General features: G+C 75.5%; 11 protein-coding genes. 5 read left to right on the top strand and 6 right to left on the bottom strand.

Annotated elements, in window-relative coordinates; translation table 11 throughout:
* Nucleotides 1-51 precede the first annotated feature (51 nt).
* The gene (locus AC3ERT_RS01585) at nt 52-477 is read right to left on the bottom strand and encodes an Hsp20/alpha crystallin family protein (RefSeq protein WP_335972790.1); all 426 of its coding nucleotides are present in this window, start codon (nt 475-477) and stop codon (nt 52-54) included.
* A gap of 291 nt (nt 478-768) precedes the next feature.
* Here AC3ERT_RS01585 and AC3ERT_RS01580 point away from each other — a divergent pair, with 291 nt between their 5' ends.
* The gene (locus tag AC3ERT_RS01580; protein ID WP_435172306.1) at nt 769-1,641 is read left to right on the top strand and encodes a universal stress protein; all 873 of its coding nucleotides are present in this window, start codon (nt 769-771) and stop codon (nt 1,639-1,641) included.
* Nucleotides 1,642-1,674: 33 nt separating this feature from the next.
* On the opposite strand, the gene AC3ERT_RS01575 is transcribed toward AC3ERT_RS01580, so the two are convergent.
* The gene (locus AC3ERT_RS01575) at nt 1,675-2,391 is read right to left on the bottom strand and encodes a response regulator (protein ID WP_435172305.1); all 717 of its coding nucleotides are present in this window, start codon (nt 2,389-2,391) and stop codon (nt 1,675-1,677) included.
* 291 nt (nt 2,392-2,682) lie between these two features.
* Complete coding sequence (locus AC3ERT_RS01570) at nt 2,683-3,687, bottom strand: Acg family FMN-binding oxidoreductase (RefSeq protein ID WP_435172304.1); 1,005 nt, start codon at nt 3,685-3,687, stop codon at nt 2,683-2,685.
* A gap of 334 nt (nt 3,688-4,021) precedes the next feature.
* On the opposite strand from AC3ERT_RS01570, the gene AC3ERT_RS01565 reads away from it, so the two are divergent.
* The gene (locus tag AC3ERT_RS01565) at nt 4,022-5,677 is read left to right on the top strand and encodes a GAF domain-containing sensor histidine kinase (protein ID WP_435172339.1); all 1,656 of its coding nucleotides are present in this window, start codon (nt 4,022-4,024) and stop codon (nt 5,675-5,677) included.
* 12 nt (nt 5,678-5,689) lie between these two features.
* On the opposite strand, the gene AC3ERT_RS01560 is transcribed toward AC3ERT_RS01565, so the two are convergent.
* The 3 genes from AC3ERT_RS01560 to AC3ERT_RS01550 form a co-directional block, all read right to left on the bottom strand.
* Nucleotides 5,690-6,727 (bottom strand): LacI family DNA-binding transcriptional regulator, encoded by a 1,038-nt coding sequence (locus AC3ERT_RS01560; RefSeq protein WP_335972806.1) that lies wholly within the window; start codon nt 6,725-6,727, stop codon nt 5,690-5,692.
* A gap of 122 nt (nt 6,728-6,849) precedes the next feature.
* Nucleotides 6,850-9,918: a glycoside hydrolase family 2 TIM barrel-domain containing protein gene (locus AC3ERT_RS01555; protein ID WP_435172303.1), complete on the bottom strand. Its 3,069-nt coding sequence runs from the start codon at nt 9,916-9,918 to the stop codon at nt 6,850-6,852.
* 135 nt (nt 9,919-10,053) lie between these two features.
* Nucleotides 10,054-11,079: a LacI family DNA-binding transcriptional regulator gene (locus tag AC3ERT_RS01550; protein WP_335972810.1), complete on the bottom strand. Its 1,026-nt coding sequence runs from the start codon at nt 11,077-11,079 to the stop codon at nt 10,054-10,056.
* Nucleotides 11,080-11,291: 212 nt separating this feature from the next.
* Here AC3ERT_RS01550 and AC3ERT_RS01545 point away from each other — a divergent pair, with 212 nt between their 5' ends.
* From AC3ERT_RS01545 to AC3ERT_RS01535, 3 genes are all read left to right on the top strand, one after another.
* Complete coding sequence (locus AC3ERT_RS01545) at nt 11,292-13,481, top strand: NHL repeat-containing protein (protein WP_435172302.1); 2,190 nt, start codon at nt 11,292-11,294, stop codon at nt 13,479-13,481.
* A 158-nt stretch (nt 13,482-13,639) separates the two neighbouring features.
* Complete coding sequence (locus AC3ERT_RS01540) at nt 13,640-14,455, top strand: alpha/beta hydrolase (protein ID WP_335972816.1); 816 nt, start codon at nt 13,640-13,642, stop codon at nt 14,453-14,455.
* Nucleotides 14,452-15,534 carry a Gfo/Idh/MocA family protein gene (locus tag AC3ERT_RS01535; protein ID WP_335972818.1) on the top strand — a complete coding sequence of 361 codons (1,083 nt, stop codon included), beginning with the start codon at nt 14,452-14,454 and terminating at the stop codon, nt 15,532-15,534. The genes AC3ERT_RS01540 and AC3ERT_RS01535 overlap by 4 nt, the downstream gene beginning before the upstream one ends.
* Nucleotides 15,535-15,596 lie beyond the last annotated feature (62 nt).

The raw sequence follows: 15,596 nt of genomic DNA, 5'->3' as shown, positions 1-15,596 counted from the left end.
CGGGTCGGGCGCAGGGCGGCGGCCGTGCGCCCGGACCGCGGCCGGCGCCGCTCAGGGCTTCCTGGCGATCCGCACGCGGTGAGGCTCGGTCTCGGCCGGGGTGCCGACCGGCGCGGTCACCGTCAGGACGCCGCTGTCGTAGTCGGCGGAGATGTCCTCCTCCTTCACGCCGGGCGGAAGCTCCACGCTGCGGGTGAAGGAGCCGTACCGGAACTCGGAGCGGTGCTTGGTGTCCGTCGCCTCCTCGGTCCGTTCGGCGTGCACGGTCAGGACGCCGTCCTGGACGGTGACGTCGACGTCCTTGTCCGGGTCGACGCCCGGGAGTTCCGCCTTCATCGTCCACGCGCCCTCCGTCGTGCTCTCCTCGACCCGGATCATGTGCTCGCCGGGCAGGCGCAGGTCGAACGGAAGGTCGTCGATCCAGTCCGCGAACGGCGGCATCCAGCGCGGACGCCGTTCCATCTGACGTGAAGCCATGGCTGTCGCTCCTCCGTTGTCGTGTTCGGGCGGTCGACGCCGGCGGGGGCAGCCCGTGCCGGCCCCGCCGCCCTCTCGGCTCCCACGCTCCTCGTCCGCGGTGGGCGGTGCAGCGGTCCTGCGGTGCCCACGCCCGGGGCCGGCCGGCCCTGTCCCAGGGGCCGTTCGGCCCGCCGGCGCACCGCCGGTGCCCGGCCGCGCGGGCCCGAAGGGCCCATGCGCCCGACCGGCGGCCGCGCACAGAATCGGTCATGAGGGGGGCCTTGCGCACCCGACACCTTTGGAGGAGCCATGGACAGCGCAGAGGCCAGAGGGGGCCTGGGGCCCGTGGTGGTCGGCACGGACGGTTCGGCGCCCGCCGGGGTCGCCGTGCTGTGGGCCGCCGAGGAAGCCGCGCGCCGCGACCGGCCGCTGACCGTGGTGTCCGCGCTCGGCAGCGACGAGACCCGCTACGTCGGCCCCGAGGGGCTCCAGGAGCTGCTCCAGGACGCCGACCGCTGCCTGCGGCACACCGTCGACCTCGTCACCGCCCGGTACCCGGACCTGGCCGTCGACACCGTGCTCAGCCGCGGCGACCCCGCCGACAGCGTCCTGGAGGCGGCGGGCGCGACCGGCACCGCCGTCGTGGGCTCCCGCGGCCTGGGCGGCTTCTCCGGCCTGCTGCTCGGCTCGGTCGGCCTGCGCGCGGCGGCCCGCGCCCGCGGTCCGCTCGTCGTGGTGCACCGGGTGCCGGAGCCGGAGCGCGGAGTGGTGGTCGCGGCGGCGCGCGACGACGGCGACCGCGACGCGCTGCGGTTCGCCGCGCGCTCGGCACTCGCCCGCGGCGCCGCGCTGCGGGTGGTGAGCGCCTGGATGTTCCTGGAAGGCGTGGGGAGCATGGTCCCGATGGTCGACGACGTGGCGGCCGTCGCGGCGGACGAGGCGGGTGCCACGCGCCGGACGGTTCGGCCGCTGCGCGAGGAGTTCCCGCAGCTGGAGATCACCGAGCAGACGGTCCGCACCCGGTCCACCGGCGGCGCCCTGGTCACGGCGTCCGAGGACGCCGACCTGCTGGTCCTGGGCGCCCGGCGGCCCACCCACCGCTTCCGTGCGCCCTTCGGGGGCGTGACGCACGCGGTGCTGCACCACGCGCAGTGCCCGGTCGCGGTGATCCACGACGGCTGACCGGAGTCCTCCGGGCGGCGCGGCGGCGCGCGGTCAGCGGCGGCCGCGCCCACCGGGCGGGTCGTGCTCCGCGCGGTGGGCGGCGTCCTCGGTGGCGATGACGGCGGCCTGGACCCGCCGCTCCACCCCGAGCTTGCCCAGCAGGCGGGAGACGTTGTTCTTGACCGTCTTCTCCGACAGGTACAGCCGCCGGCCGATCTGCGCGTTGGTCAGGCCCTCGCCGATCAGGCCGAGGATCTCCCGCTCCCTGGGGGTCAGCCCGGACAGCGCCCGTGCCTGCGGGTCCGCGTCCTCCTCGCCGCCGCGCAGGCTGCTCATCAGGCGGGTGGTGGTGGCCGGGTCGAGCATCGACTGCCCGGACGCGACGGTGCGCACCGCGGAGACCAGGTCCGAGCCCTTGATCTGCTTCAGTACGTAGCCCGCGGCGCCGGCCATGATGGCGTCCAGCAGTGCTTCGTCGTCGTCGAACGAGGTGAGTATCAGGCACCCCAGGCCCGGCAGCCGCGAGCGCAGCTCGCGGCAGACGGTGACGCCGTCCCCGTCGGGGAGCCGCACGTCCAGCACCGCGACGTCGGGCCGCAGCGCGGGCCCCCGGGCGAGCGCCTGGCCGGCCGTGCCCGCCTCCCCGACCACCTCGATGTCGGGTTCGGCGTCCAACAGGTCGCGCACACCGCGCCGCACGACCTCGTGGTCGTCCAGCAGGAACACCCTGATCGGCCCCTGCGCTGCACCGCGCCGCGCCTCGCTCATCCCACTGCGCCCTTCCGCCCGAGTCGCCTCCTGTCCCGTGACAACGATCATGGGGCGGCGGCCGCCCGGATTTCTAGGGCCGAACGGTCTACCCGCGGGCCGGGGGCCGGCTGCGGCAGCCCGCTGCCGTGCGGGCCGCGCAGGTCCAAGGCGACCTCGCCTTGCGTTCTCGGCGGCCGGCCTCTTCGGGCGCGGCCCGGCGGCGTCCGCGCTTGCATGGTCGTCCGCGCCCGGGCCCGGGCGCAGGGGCCGACCGGTCCCGGGCCGGGGCCGATGGCACCGCCCGTCCGGTCAGCTCCCGGGCGGCCGCGGGGGCGCCAGGACGTCCCGCACCGGGCGCCGGGACGTCGGCGGGGACTGCGGGCCGTAGCCCAGCCGCATCAGCATCTGCACATGGCCGATCCCGCCGTGCGGGTCGTTGAGCGCCCAGCGCAGCTCGCGCCACTCCAGCGCCTGGTGGAGCAGCGAGGCCCGCAGGTCGTGGACGGTCGCGAGCAGCAGCACGTGCTCCAGGCCCTGCCCGGCGCGCAGCCAGTCCGCGGGCTCGTCCTGCCGCGTGGACAGCACGCCGACCACGGGGTGGGGCTCGAAGGGGGCCGGCGGGGGCCGGCGCACCGGCGGCGCCGCGGAGAAGTCCCGTACCGGCATCCGCCCCTGCTCGTCGCGCGGGCCGATCGCCGAGGACGGCACCCCGTCCGCCGCCCCGTCCCGCACCCAGGAGCGGGACTCCTCCCGGCGCCGCGGGTCCGCGGACTCGTACCAGTCGGCGCGGGCGGTCAGTTCCAGCAGCCGGGCGGCCTCCGCCGGGTCGGGCAGGACCAGCCGTACGCCCTCGTCGCCCGCGGTGGTCGCAAGGTCGCGCAGCAGGTCCTCGGGCACCGGCCGGTCGGAGAAGGGGAAGCGGTTGCTGTGGCGGCGCCACAGCGCCTCGTACAGCCGCGCGTTCGCGCGGTCGGCGGCTGTGCGCCCGTCGCCGCGCCGCGGCCCGGCGAGCCGTACGGACGCCAGGTGGCCCGGGTCGGGCGCGTGCGGCAGCAGCCGCACCACCGGCTCCCAGCCGAAGTGGGCCACCGCGACGCGCAGGTTGAACAGGGCGGCGCCGACCGACAGGTGCAGGGCCCGGCCCTCGGGGTCGGCGTGCGGGACGCGCCGCTCGGGGGCGGCGTGCACCTCGACGGTGAGCGTGGCGGGGTCGAGGCGGTAGCGCCAGGGCTGGGAGTTGTGGATCGACGGGGCGGCGACCGCGGCCGAGATCAGCCGGTCCAGTGTCGTGTCGTCCAGCGTCGGCGTGGCCATGGCATCCTCCGTGCGGCTGTGCCCTCCACGCTGCCCGAGCCGCGCCCGTCGCGGCAGGGCCGCCCGGAGCGGGCCGCTGGGCCGTTCGGCCCCGGGTGCGCCCGGTCGGGCGGAATCGCGGGCGGATCGCGGGCCGTGCCCGGCGTCGGTGCGCCGGGCGGCGCGCGGGCGCGGCTAGCGTGCGGTGGTCAGCGGCATGCGTAGGGCGACCGGGTCGGGCGGGATCGGGCAGACAGGATCGGGCGGTATCGGGCGGGTGGAGGATGCGGTGGGCGACAGCCTCGGCGACGACGGCCGCCGGCCCGGGCCGGAACTAGACCGCCTGCTGGACGAGATGCAGGCGCGCGCCGATGCCGAGCACGGCGCGCGGGCCCGCGTGCACGGCCTGCTGGAGGCGCTGCTGTCGGTGGGCAGCGAGCTGGATCTGTCGCATCTGCTGCGCCGGATCGTGGAGTCCGCGGTCGCGCTGGTCGACGCCCGGTACGGGGCGCTGGGCGTGGTCGAGGGCACGCGGCTGTCGGAGTTCCTGACGGTGGGGGTGCCGGCGGAGGTCGCGCGGCGGATCGGAGCGCTGCCCGTCGGGCACGGCATCCTCGGCGAGCTGATCCGGGACCCGCGGCCGCTGCGGCTGTCCGAGCTGTCGGAGCATCCGGCGTCCTACGGCCTGCCGCCCCACCACCCGCCGATGCACACCTTCCTCGGTGTGCCGATCCGGGTGCGCGGGGAGGTCTTCGGCAACCTCTACCTCACCGAGAAGCGCGGCGGCGCGGACTTCGACGCGGACGACGAGACGATGCTGCGGCTGCTCGCGGTGGCGGCGGGGATCGCGATCGACAACGCCCGGCTGTACGAGGCCGCCCGGCGGCGGCAGCGCTGGCTGGCGGCGAACGCGCAGATCGTGCGCGCGCTGCTGTCTGGTGCGCCGCAGTCGCAGGTGCTGGAGCGGATCGTCGGCGACGCCGGCCGCATCCTGGGCGCCGACCTCGGTGTGCTGGCGCTGCCGGTCGCCGGGGGCGCCGATCTGCGGGTGGCGATCGCGCTGGGCGTGGACGCCGAGGCGCACCGCGGCCTGGTGCTGCCGGTGGACGGCTCGTTCATGGGCGCGGCGCTGTCCACCGGGGAGCGGATCTCCACCGCCGACATCCGTCAGGACCCCCGGGCGACCGCGGCCGCGCGGCCGGCCAGGTGGCGCGGCCTGGGGCCGGTGGTGGCGGTGCCCATGGTCACCGACGACGGGGTGCGCGGCGTGCTGCTGCTGGCCCGTACCGAAGGGGCGGCGCCCTTCAGCGACGAGGAGACCGCGCCGCTGCTGGCCTTCGCCGGGCAGGCGGCGCTGGCGCTGGAGCTGGCCGCGCGCCGCAGGGACGCGGAGCAGATCGCCGTGCTGGAGGACCGCGACCGGATCGCCCGGGACCTGCACGACCGGGCGATCCAGCGGCTGTTCGCGACGGGCATGACGTTGCAGAGCACGCTGCGGTTCGTCGACCACCCGCAGGCCACCGAGCGGATCACCCGCGCGGTCGACGACCTCGACGAGACGATCAGGACCATCCGGACCACGATCTTCGGGCTGCGGGACCGGGCGGCCGAGCGGCACGGGCTGCGCGCGCGGGTCGCGGACGGGGTGGAGCGCGCGGCCGCCTCGCTGGGCTTCAACCCGTCGCTGGAGATGGCCGGTCCGATCGACACCGAGGTGCCGCCGGCGGTCGCGGAGGAGGCCGTCGCGGTGCTCGACGAGGCGCTGTCGAACGTGGCCCGGCACGCCGGCGCCCGCGGGGTCCACGTCACGCTGCGGGCCGCGGCCGGCACGCTGGAGCTGACCGTGCGCGACGACGGTGCGGGCATCGCGCCCGGGGCGCCGCGCGGCGGCCTGCGCAACCTCGCCGAGCGGGCCGGGGCCCTGGGCGGGACGTTCGAGGTCGGCCCGGCCGCGGGGGGCGGCACCCGGCTGGAGTGGCGGGTGCCGCTGGCCGGCCCGCAGGACGGCTGAGGGCGGAGCGCCTCAGGCGGGGGGCCTCGAGCCGCGCTCGACCAGGGTGGTGGGGACGACCACGGTGCGGGGGCGGGAGGTGTCGCCGGCGATGCGCTGGAAGAGCAGTTCGGCGCCGATCCGGCCGATGGCGCGGGCGTCGTAGGAGACCACGGTCAGCGGGTGCGCCATCAGCCCGGCGGTCTCGAAGTCGTCGAAGCCGACCACGGCGACGTCCTGGCCGAGCCGGTTCAGGGCGCCGAGCACGCCGAGGGTGAGGCGGTTGTTGAGGGCGAAGAGCGCGGTGGGGGGCTGCGGCCCGGCGAGCATCTCCGCGACGGCCGCCTCGGTGTCGGGCACGGTGTGCAGGCCGAAGCGGATCAGGTCCGGCCGGTAGGGCAGCCCGGCGCGCTCCAGGGCCGCCTCGGCGGCCGACAGCCGCTCGGACATCGGGTGGATGCTCAGCCAGTCCGACACCACGCCGATCCGCTCGTGCCCCCGGGCGGTGAGGTGCTCGATCGCGGACCGCGCGCCGGCCGCGTTGTCGATCAGGACGGTGTCCGCCCGCACATTGGTCGGCGGCCGGTCCAGGAACACCGCGGGGGTGCCCATCTCGATCTCGGAGCGCAGGTAGACGTGGTCGGCGGTGCTGCCGGCGGGCACCACCAGCAGCCCGTCCACGCGCCGTTCGCACATCTGGAGCAGCAGCCGGCGCTCCCGTTCGGCGTCCTCCTCCGAACTCGCGGTGATCAGCAGGGTGTCGTTCTCCAGGGCGCACTGCGCCGCGGCCGCGGCGATCAGCGCGTAGAACGGGTTGGCGAGGTCCTCGATGAGCAGCCCGACGGTGGCGGAGGTGCTGCGGGTGCGCAGGTCGCGGGCCATGCTGTTGCGCCGGAAGCCCAGTCGGGCCACCGCCGCCCGGACCCGGGCGGCCATCTCCGGGTCGACGGTGGACACGCCGTTGACCACCCGTGAGACGGTCTTGAGGCTGACGTCGGCCGCGCGGGCGACGTCGGCCATCGTCGGGCGCCGCGGGGCGGCGCCGCTCGGGCCCGGGCTCGGTGCAGTCACGTGGTGTCCCCCTCGGCGACGTGGCGCCGAGAGGTGGGCCAACGTTGTCTCGCCGGATCATCCTACATCCGGCGGGTTCGGGGGCGCCGCCCCGCGCCGTCACCCTGCACCGCCCCGCACCGTCACCCCGCGCCCTCACCCGCCTCGGGCCCGATCGCGGCGAAGGTGAGGGTGAACCGGGCCGGGAGGGCGGCCAGTTCGTGCCGGGGCTGGAGGGGGTGGCCGCAGGAGGCGCTGCCCAGGCCGTGGTGTTCGAGGTCCAGGTTGAGGTGGGTGCGGCCGTCGGGCCGCAGGTCGCAGGTGTGCGCGGCCTGGGACAGCGCCTCGGTGGACCAGGGCTTGGCGGTCAGGTCGAACCAGGGGGCGCCGGTGATCGCCAGGCCCGGTACGGCTCCCCCGCCGCCTGCGGTGCCACTCGCGTTCGCCGCCGGGTCCGCGGTCAGGCGGGCCCAGCGCACATGCCGCCGGTTGCCGTTCTCCTGCGGGAAGACGTACGGCGTCTGGAGTGCGGCGACCGTGGCGGCGTAGCGGCCGACGCGGACGGCTTCCTCGCTGTCCCGGTACGCCTCGCCCGGGCCGAGCCCGAACCAGCTCACCCGGTCCAGCGCGCCCGGCAGCGTCAGCGCGACGCCCAGGCGCGGCAGCGGCACCGGCCAGGGCGCGGTCGGCGCGGTGTCCAGGGTGAGGACGAGGCCGCCGCCGGGGGCGGTGGACCAGTGGTAGTCGGCGAGCAGCGCCACGTCCAGGCCGGCCGGGACGAGCTTGGTGCGCACGGTGAGGGTGTCCTCGCCGGCGCGGATGTCCAGCACCTTGTGCCGCATCCGGTGCAGCCCGGCGCGCAGCCACTGCTCCAGCAGCGGCGAGCGGCGCTCGTTGTCGATGGGCGCCCGCCAGATGTCCACGCGCGGGCCGGTGAGCGCCAGGCCGCCCAGGCGCACCAGGGTGCCGGTGACGGTGTCGAACGCGGCGTCGCCGAGGGTGACGGTGCTGCCCGAGCGGCGCGGCACCGCGGTGCCCGAGGTCGCGGGCGGCGTGAACCGCGGGGCCGTCTGCGGGAGTCCGCCGCCGGGTCGGGCGGCGTCCGGCGCGCCCTCGACGGCGGGGGCGAACTGCGCCCAGGCGACGGTGTGGCCCGCGCCGGCCCACGGCTCGTCGGCGGCGAGTTGCGCGCCGACCGTCAGCCGGCGCTCGCCCGGTCCGGCCGCGTCCAGCGCCTTGAGCAGCGCCTCGGGCCAGTCGGCGCGGCCGGTCGCGCCGGGCGCGGTGGCCGCCACCGCCCAGTCGCCCTCCCCGGCCTGCTCGCCTTCGACCTCCAGCAGCCAGGTCCACCGCAGGTAGCCGGTGTCGCGGGTGTGGTGGAGGTTGCGCACCTCGATGCCGCCGCCGTCGGCGCGGGCGGTGATCCGGACCGGCTCGATGACCTTCGCGTACTCCAGCAGGCCGGGCGAGGGGGTGCGGTCGGGCAGCAGCAGGCCGTCGGCGACGAAGTTGCCGTCGTGCACCGGCTCGCCGAAGTCCCCGCCGTAGGCGTAGTACAGGGTGCCGTCGGCGGCGCGCTGCGCCACCCCGTGGTCGATCCACTCCCACACGAAGCCGCCGGCCAGCCGGGGGTGCCGCTCGAACAGCTCCTGGTACTGGCGCAGTCCGCCGGGGCCGTTGCCCATCGCGTGGGCGTACTCGCACAGCACGAACGGCATCGCGCGGCGGCGGGCGTCGTGGGCGGGGTCGCCGGTGCGCGGCTCCTGGCCGGCGCCGATCGCGGCGACCGCGGGGTAGTCGGCGTACATCGCGGAGTACAGGTCGGTGTAGGCGCAGTTGTCCCAGTCGCCCTCGTAGTGGATGAGCCGGTCCGGGTCGCGGTCGCGTATCCACTCGGCCATGGCCCGCAGGTTCTCGCCGACGCCCGACTCGTTGCCCAGCGACCAGATGACGACGCTGGGGTGGTTCTTGTCCCGCTCCACCATCCGCTCGGCCCGGTCCAGCAGCGCGGGGCGCCAGGCCGGGTCGTCGCTGGGGTTGCGGCGCCAGCCGTTCTCGGCGAAGCCGTGGGTCTCCAGGTCGCACTCGTCGACGACCCACAGGCCGTACTCGTCGCACAGGTCGAGGAAGGCCGACTCGGGCGGGTAGTGGCTGGTGCGGACGGCGTTGATGTTGTGGCGCTTCATCAGCAGCACGTCGGCGAGCATGGTCTCGCGGGTCAGGGTGCGGCCGGTGACCGGGTCCCACTCGTGCCGGTTGACGCCGCTGAGCAGCAGCGGGGTGCCGTTGGCGGTGAGCACGCCGTCCTCGACGGCGATCCGGCGGAAGCCGATGCGCAGCGGCACCCGCTCGGTGGCGGTGGCGAGTTCGGCGGCGTACAGCCGCGGCCGCTCGGCGCTCCAGGGCTCGATGCCGGCCGCGGTGTGCGGCCCGGCGGGGTCGGCGTCGGCGATGCCGAGTTCGGGCACGCTGAGCCGGGCGTCGCCGCGGACGTCGATGCGCAGGGTGCCGTTGCCGGTGCGGTGGTCGTAGTCGGCGTGCACGAAGAAGTCGTCGATGCCGCCGGCCGGTCGGGACAGCAGCCGCACCGAGCGGAAGACGCCCGACAGCCACCACATGTCCTGGTCCTCCAGGTAGGTCGCGGCGGACCACTGGTGGACGCGCAGCGCCAGGACGTTGCGGCCGGGGCGCAGCACCTCGGTGACGTCGAACTCGGTGGGCAGCCTGCTGCCCTTGCCGTCGCCGAGCAGGTGGCCGTTGAGCCAGACCGCGAAGCAGGAGTCCACGCCCTCGAAGCGCAGGACGGCCGTGCCGGTGCCGAAGCCGTCCTCGACGTCGAAGGTGCGCAGGTACTCGCCGGTGGGGTTCTCGTCGGGCACCAGCGGCGGGTCGACGGGGATCGGGAAGGTGACGTTGGTGTAGGCGGGGGCGCCGAAGCGGCCGGGGCCGGGGATTCCGTCCATCTGCCAGCACGAGGGCACCGCGATGCCGGTCCAGCCGCTGCCGGCGTCGGGTGCGAAGGAGGGCTGTTCGAAGCCGGGGGTGAGGTCGTGCAGTCCCGCGGCGAGCCGGAAGCTCCACCGGCCGTCGAGGGAGTACTCGGGCGCGTCGGAGGCGAACGACGCGCGGGGCCGCCGCCGACCGGTGCCGGGCGAGACGTCCTCGACGTAGCCGCCTTCCGGGCGGTGGCTCGGGTGTGGGGCGTTCTCCATCGGTACGACGGTCCTTTCCGGGTGGTGCGGTGCGCGCGGGGTGCGCTTCGGTACGGGGCCGGTCCGGCGGTTTCGGCGGCGGGTCCGGCAGGTGGCGGCGTGGGGGGCAGGCGGCGGCGTGTGCGGCGGGCTGCTTCAGCCGGCGGTGGGCGGGGCGGTGGACGCGCGGACCTTGAGCGTGCTGGGCATGACGATCTCCCGCTCGGCGGGGGGCCGTCCGTCGATCAGGTCGAGCAGGATCTGCGCGGCCCGGCGGCCGACGTCCACGCTGTGCAGGCTGACGCTGGTCAGCGCGGGGTCGACGAGGTCGGCGGCCTCGGTGTCGTCGAAGCCGGCCAGGGACACCTCGCCGGGCAGGTCCCGGCCCAGTTCGCGCAGCCGGCGCCCGGCGCCCAGCGCCATGCCGTCGTTGAAGGCGAAGATCGCGGTGGGCGGGTCGGCCCGGGCGAGCAGCCGCCCGGCCGCCGCGTGGCCGGAGGCGGCGGTGAAGTCGCCCTGTTCCAGCAGGTCGGCGGGGATCTCGCGATGGGCGTCGGCGAAGGCCCGCCGCACCCCGCGCATCCGCGCGGCCATCGCGAGCCGGCTCTCGGGCGGCCCGTCGACCACCGCGATCCGGCGGTGCCCGAGGGCCAGCAGGTGCTGGGCCACCGCGTAGGCGCCGCCTTCGTCGTCGGGGTGGACGCAGGTGAAGTCCTCGGCGGTGTAGCCGATCACCACCGTCGGGTAGTCGGCGGTGCGCAGCGCGGCGAGCGAGTCGCCGCCGGCGCCCGCCTCCACCAGCAGCCCGTCGACCTGGCGGCGCTGCACGAAGCGGCGGTAGGCCGAGGACGGGTCGTCGGGCACCTCGCGGGTGGACAGCAGCAGGCCGTAGCCGCGGGTGGTCAGTTCCTGGTCGGCGCCCTGGACCAGGCGGATCAGGTGGTCGTTGGAGAAGGCGAAGCCGGGGTTGTGCGGCAGGACGACGCCGACCACCTCGGTGCGGCCGCTCGCCAGGGCGCGCGCGCCCGCGCTGGGCCGGTAGCCGAGCACGCGCATCGCGTGCAGCACCCGGTCGAGCACCGGCTCGGTGACCGTGGGGTCGCCGTTGATCACCCGGGAGACCGTCTGGTGGGAGACGCCCGCCTCCGCCGCGACGGTCCGCAGGGTCGGCCGGTCGGACACGCAGGACCTCGATTCTCAGTGACCGTTCACATGACAATGTGACGCATCCTAATCGCGCGACCGCGACAACGGAAGAGGTCAGATGCATTGACGCCGGGTGCGCGGACCCCTAGCTTGGCGTCGCGTCAAGTGACCGGTCACTCGATGGACGTCCGGCCGGCCTCCCCACGGGGCCGGCCCCACGACGAACCCCACGACGAAGGACCCCTTCCATGAGCGAGCAGGAACCCGCACAGACACCGTCCGCGCCTCGCACCCGCTCCGTCAGCCGCCGCCGACTGCTCAGCTACGGCCGGAACGCCGCGATCGTCGCGGGCGCCGCCCTGGCGGTCCCGGCCACCGCCGCCTCGGCCGGCGCCGCCGCGCCGGCCACCACCGCCAAGGGCAGCCTCGCCAAGGCGCGGTCCGCCGCCTCCCTGGACACCACGCTCACCAACGTCGTCACCTCCTGGACCGGCAACACCTTCTCCGGCGCGACCGAGTGGGTGCAGGACTTCGTCTTCAACATCGCGGTCACCGCCGACGGCGCCGTCTACACCGTCAGCTTCTGGGACGAGGCCGGCGACTACGCGGGCATCTACAAGGACGGCCACCTCATCGGCAACTGCCACGGCGCGAACGGCGACGCGGTGGCCGTCAACAGCACCTACGCCTACCTCAGCGTGGGCAACGGGCTGACCCGGTACACCCTGGACGGCACCGCCACCTCGCTGACGTACGCGGTGGGCAGCCCGCCGGCCGCGGCCGCCGCGACCGACACCCAGGTGGTGGCCACCGACCGCGCCAACAACCGGGTGCTGGTCTTCGACGCGGCCACCGGCGCCGTCCAGCACACCTGGACGGTCAACCAGCCCGGCTCGGTGGCGATCGCGCCCAGCGGGGAGATCTGGGTCGTCTCGAACATCACCCGCGACACCAACGACGGGCACTTCTGGCACGTCGACACCGCGAACCCGGCGAAGATCCTGCACTTCTCGAACTCCGGCGCCGCGCTGGCCGGCACGATCTCCGGGCCGTCCGCGCAGTGGATACCCACCTCGGTGGCCGTCGACGCCAACGGCGACCTGCTGGTCGGCGACAACGGCCCGCTGCGCCAGGTGCACACCTACACCGGCCTGTCCGGCACCCCGGCGCTGGCCCGCAGCCTCGGCCAGGCCGGCGGCATCGGCGCGGGCACGCCCGGCCGGGTCGCGGCGGACAAGTTCTTCGGCATCGTCGGCGTCGGCGGCGACTCGGCGGGCAACGTCTACGTGGCGATGTTCGAGTTCGGCACCTGGCTGCGGAAGTTCTCGCCGGCCGGCGCGGTGGTCTGGCAGCTCCAGGGCAGCGCGTTCGTGGACGCCGCCGACTTCGACCCGGCCTCCGACGGCGTGGAGATCTACACCAAGCAGTGCCACTACAGCATGGCGTACACCAAGGCGCCCGGCAGCGACGCGACCTGGCGCAGCTACACGCTGGACTCCGTCACCTACCCGCAGGACGCCCGGCTGTTCCTCACCGGCCACAGCCACGCGGCCACCTCGCCGTTCCTCAAGCGGCTGGGCGGCCGGCTGTACATGTACGTCACCGGCATGTACTGCGCCCACCTGCTGATCTACCGGATGGACGGCGAGATCGCGAAGCCGTCCGGCGCGATCTTCAAGGCCCGCTGGAACGGCGACGACCCGACCTGGCCGCCCAACCAGCCCGCGACCGGCCAGTGGATCTGGCGCGACCTCAGCGGCAACGGCAACTTCGAGGCGGGCGAGTACGTCCAGCCCGGCGACGGCACCAGCTCCCCCAGCAACTGCTGGGTGTGGTACGTCGACGACAACGGCGACATCTGGGAGGGCGGCGACCGCAACCTGCGCCGCTACCCGCTCCAGGGCTTCGACAGTCAGCAGAACCCGATCTACACCTACGAGTCGATGGAGACCATCGCGCTGCCCGCGCCCTTCAGCGTGGTCCGGCGGCTGCACTACGACGTGGCCGCCGACGTGATGTACATGGTCGGCTACACCCCGGACCAGCCGTTCGACAACGCGCACTGGAAGGAGTGCGGCAAGGTCCTGGTCCGCTACGACAAGTGGAGCACCGGCAACACCACGCCGACCTGGACGCTGCTGCTGCCCTGGGACACCGCCTCGACGATCGTGGTGACCATGGTGAGCCTGGCGTTCGCGGGCGACTACATCTTCGCGGCCGGCATCGAGACCCGCGGCCAGGTGTGGGTGTGGAAGGCCGCCGACGCCAGCCCGGTGGGCACCTGGACGGCCGGCTCGGTCATCGGCACGACCGACCGCTCCGGCTGGGTGGACGTGCCGTACGGCATCTCCGCGACCAAGCGCGCGGACGGCGACTACCTGGTGCAGGTGGAGGACGACCTGTTCAACAAGGTGCTGCTGTACCGCTGGACGCCCTGACGCGGGGGCAACTCCCGGCTCCGGTGCGCTGCCTGGGGGGCGCGCCGGGGCCGGGCCGGGGCCGGGCCGGCGGATCGGCCCGCCGCAGGACGGCGTGGAGGGCACGCCGGGTCGCCGAGTCGGCGAGTCGGCGAGTCGGCGAAGGAGACGAGGGGTTCGTGACGGACGTACAGCGGGTGCGGGTGGCCGCGCCCGACGGGATCGAGCTGGACACCGCGGTGCACCGGCCCGCGCCGGGCGGCGGGGGCCGGCCGCAGGGCACGGTGGTGCTGGCGCACGGCATCGGCGCCGACCTCGACGAGGGCGGCGGCTTCACCCGGCTCGCCGCGCGCCTGGCCGCAGCGGGCCTGACCGCCGTGCGGTTCAGCTTCCGCGGGCACGGCGCCAGCGGCGGCACCCCGCAAGGGGTCACGATCGCCGGGGAGATGCTGGACCTCGAAGCCGTCACGGCCTATGCGGAACGGGAGTTCCCCGGGCCGTCGGCGGTGGTGGCCGCGAGTTTCGGCGCCGTCGCCACCGGGCTGTCGATGCCCTGGCTCGGCCCGCGGCTGGCCCGGCTGGTGCTGTGGAACCCGGTCCTGGACCTGCGGCGGACCTTCCTGGCCCCCGAACTGCCCTGGGGCCTGGCGAACTTCGGGCCGCAGCGGTTCGAGGAGCTGGCCGCGACCGGCGAGTTGGCGCTCGGCGGCCGCTTCCCGCTGGGCCGCGTGCTGTTCGCGGAAATGGCCCGCAGCCACCCGCTTCAGGGGTACGCCGCCGCGTCCCCGCCCGCGCTGGTGGTCCACGGCGACCGGGACCGCTACGTCTCCCACGCCATCGCCCGGCAGGCCGCGGCGGCCCTGCCCGCATGGGAGTTCCACAGCATGCCCGGCGCCGACCACGGCTTCCACACCCCCGGCACCGAGCGGGAGGCGGTCGAGGTGACCACGCGGTGGCTGGCCGCGGGGCTCGCGGCGGACGGCGGCCGGGCATGAGCGCGCCGCGGCCGTACCGCACGGCGGTCATCGGGGCGGGCAGCATCGCCGGGGACGCCCATGTGCCCGCGATCCGGGCCCTGCCGGGGCAGTTGGAGCTGGTGGCCGTCGCGGACGCCGACGCCGCCCGGGCCGAGCGCTTCGCGGCCGAGCACGCGATCCCCCGCGGCTACGGCGACCCGCGGGAGCTGCTCGCCGCCGAACGCCCCGACCTGGTGGTTCTCTGCACGCCGTCGTTCACGCACACCGACCTGACGGTGGCCGCGCTGGAGGCGGGCGCCTGGGTGTACTGCGAGAAGCCGCTGTGCGGCTCGCTCGCCGACCACGACCGCATCCTGGCCGCCGAGCGCGCCACCGGCCGCTACTGCGCGCCGGTCTTCCAGTGGCGGGCCGGCTCCGGCGCCGCCCACCTGCGCGGGCTGCTGCGCGACGGCGTGCTCGGGCCGCCGCTGCTGGCGCTGTGCCAGACCACCTGGTACCGCGGCCCGGACTACTACGCCGCGCCCTGGCGCGGCCGGCGCGCGACCGAACTGGGCGGCGCCACCGTCACGCAGGGCATCCACGCCATGGACCTGCTGCTGTGGCTGATGCCGGACTGGCGCGAGGTCCGCGCGCGGATCGCCACCGTGGACCGGGACATCGAGACCGAGGACGTCTCGCTCGCCCAGGTGTCCTTCGACGGCGGCGCGCTCGCCTCGGTCGTCAACAGCGTCGTCTCCGCCCGCCAGGAGTCCTACCTGCGGCTGGACTGCCGCCGGGCCAGCGTGGAGCTGCGGCACCTGTACGCCTACCGCAACGGGCACTGGACGTTCACCGCCGCCCCCGACGACCCGCCGCCGCCCGGCTGGGACGCCATCGGCGCCGACGTGCCCGCCCACCAGGCGCCCCAACTCGCGGACCTGGTGGCCCGGATGCGGCGCGGCGAGCCGCCGGAGCACACCACCGCCGACGCGCGCCGCACCACCGAGTTCGTCACCGCCCTGTACAAGTCGGCGGCGACCGGGCAGCCGGTGGCCCGCGGGTCGATCACCCCCGACGACCCCTTCCACCGCTCCTGGTGGCCGCCCGCGGCCATGTGAGCGGCTCCGGCACCCCGCTCATTCGGTCACGTGTCGGACCACCCGCCTCGTGAACGCCCGAG

It is taken from the genome of Actinacidiphila sp. bgisy145, from assembly GCF_057708125.1.
The sequence above is the reverse complement of the archived record's forward strand: the minus strand, read 5'-3'. Positions and strand labels throughout refer to the sequence as shown.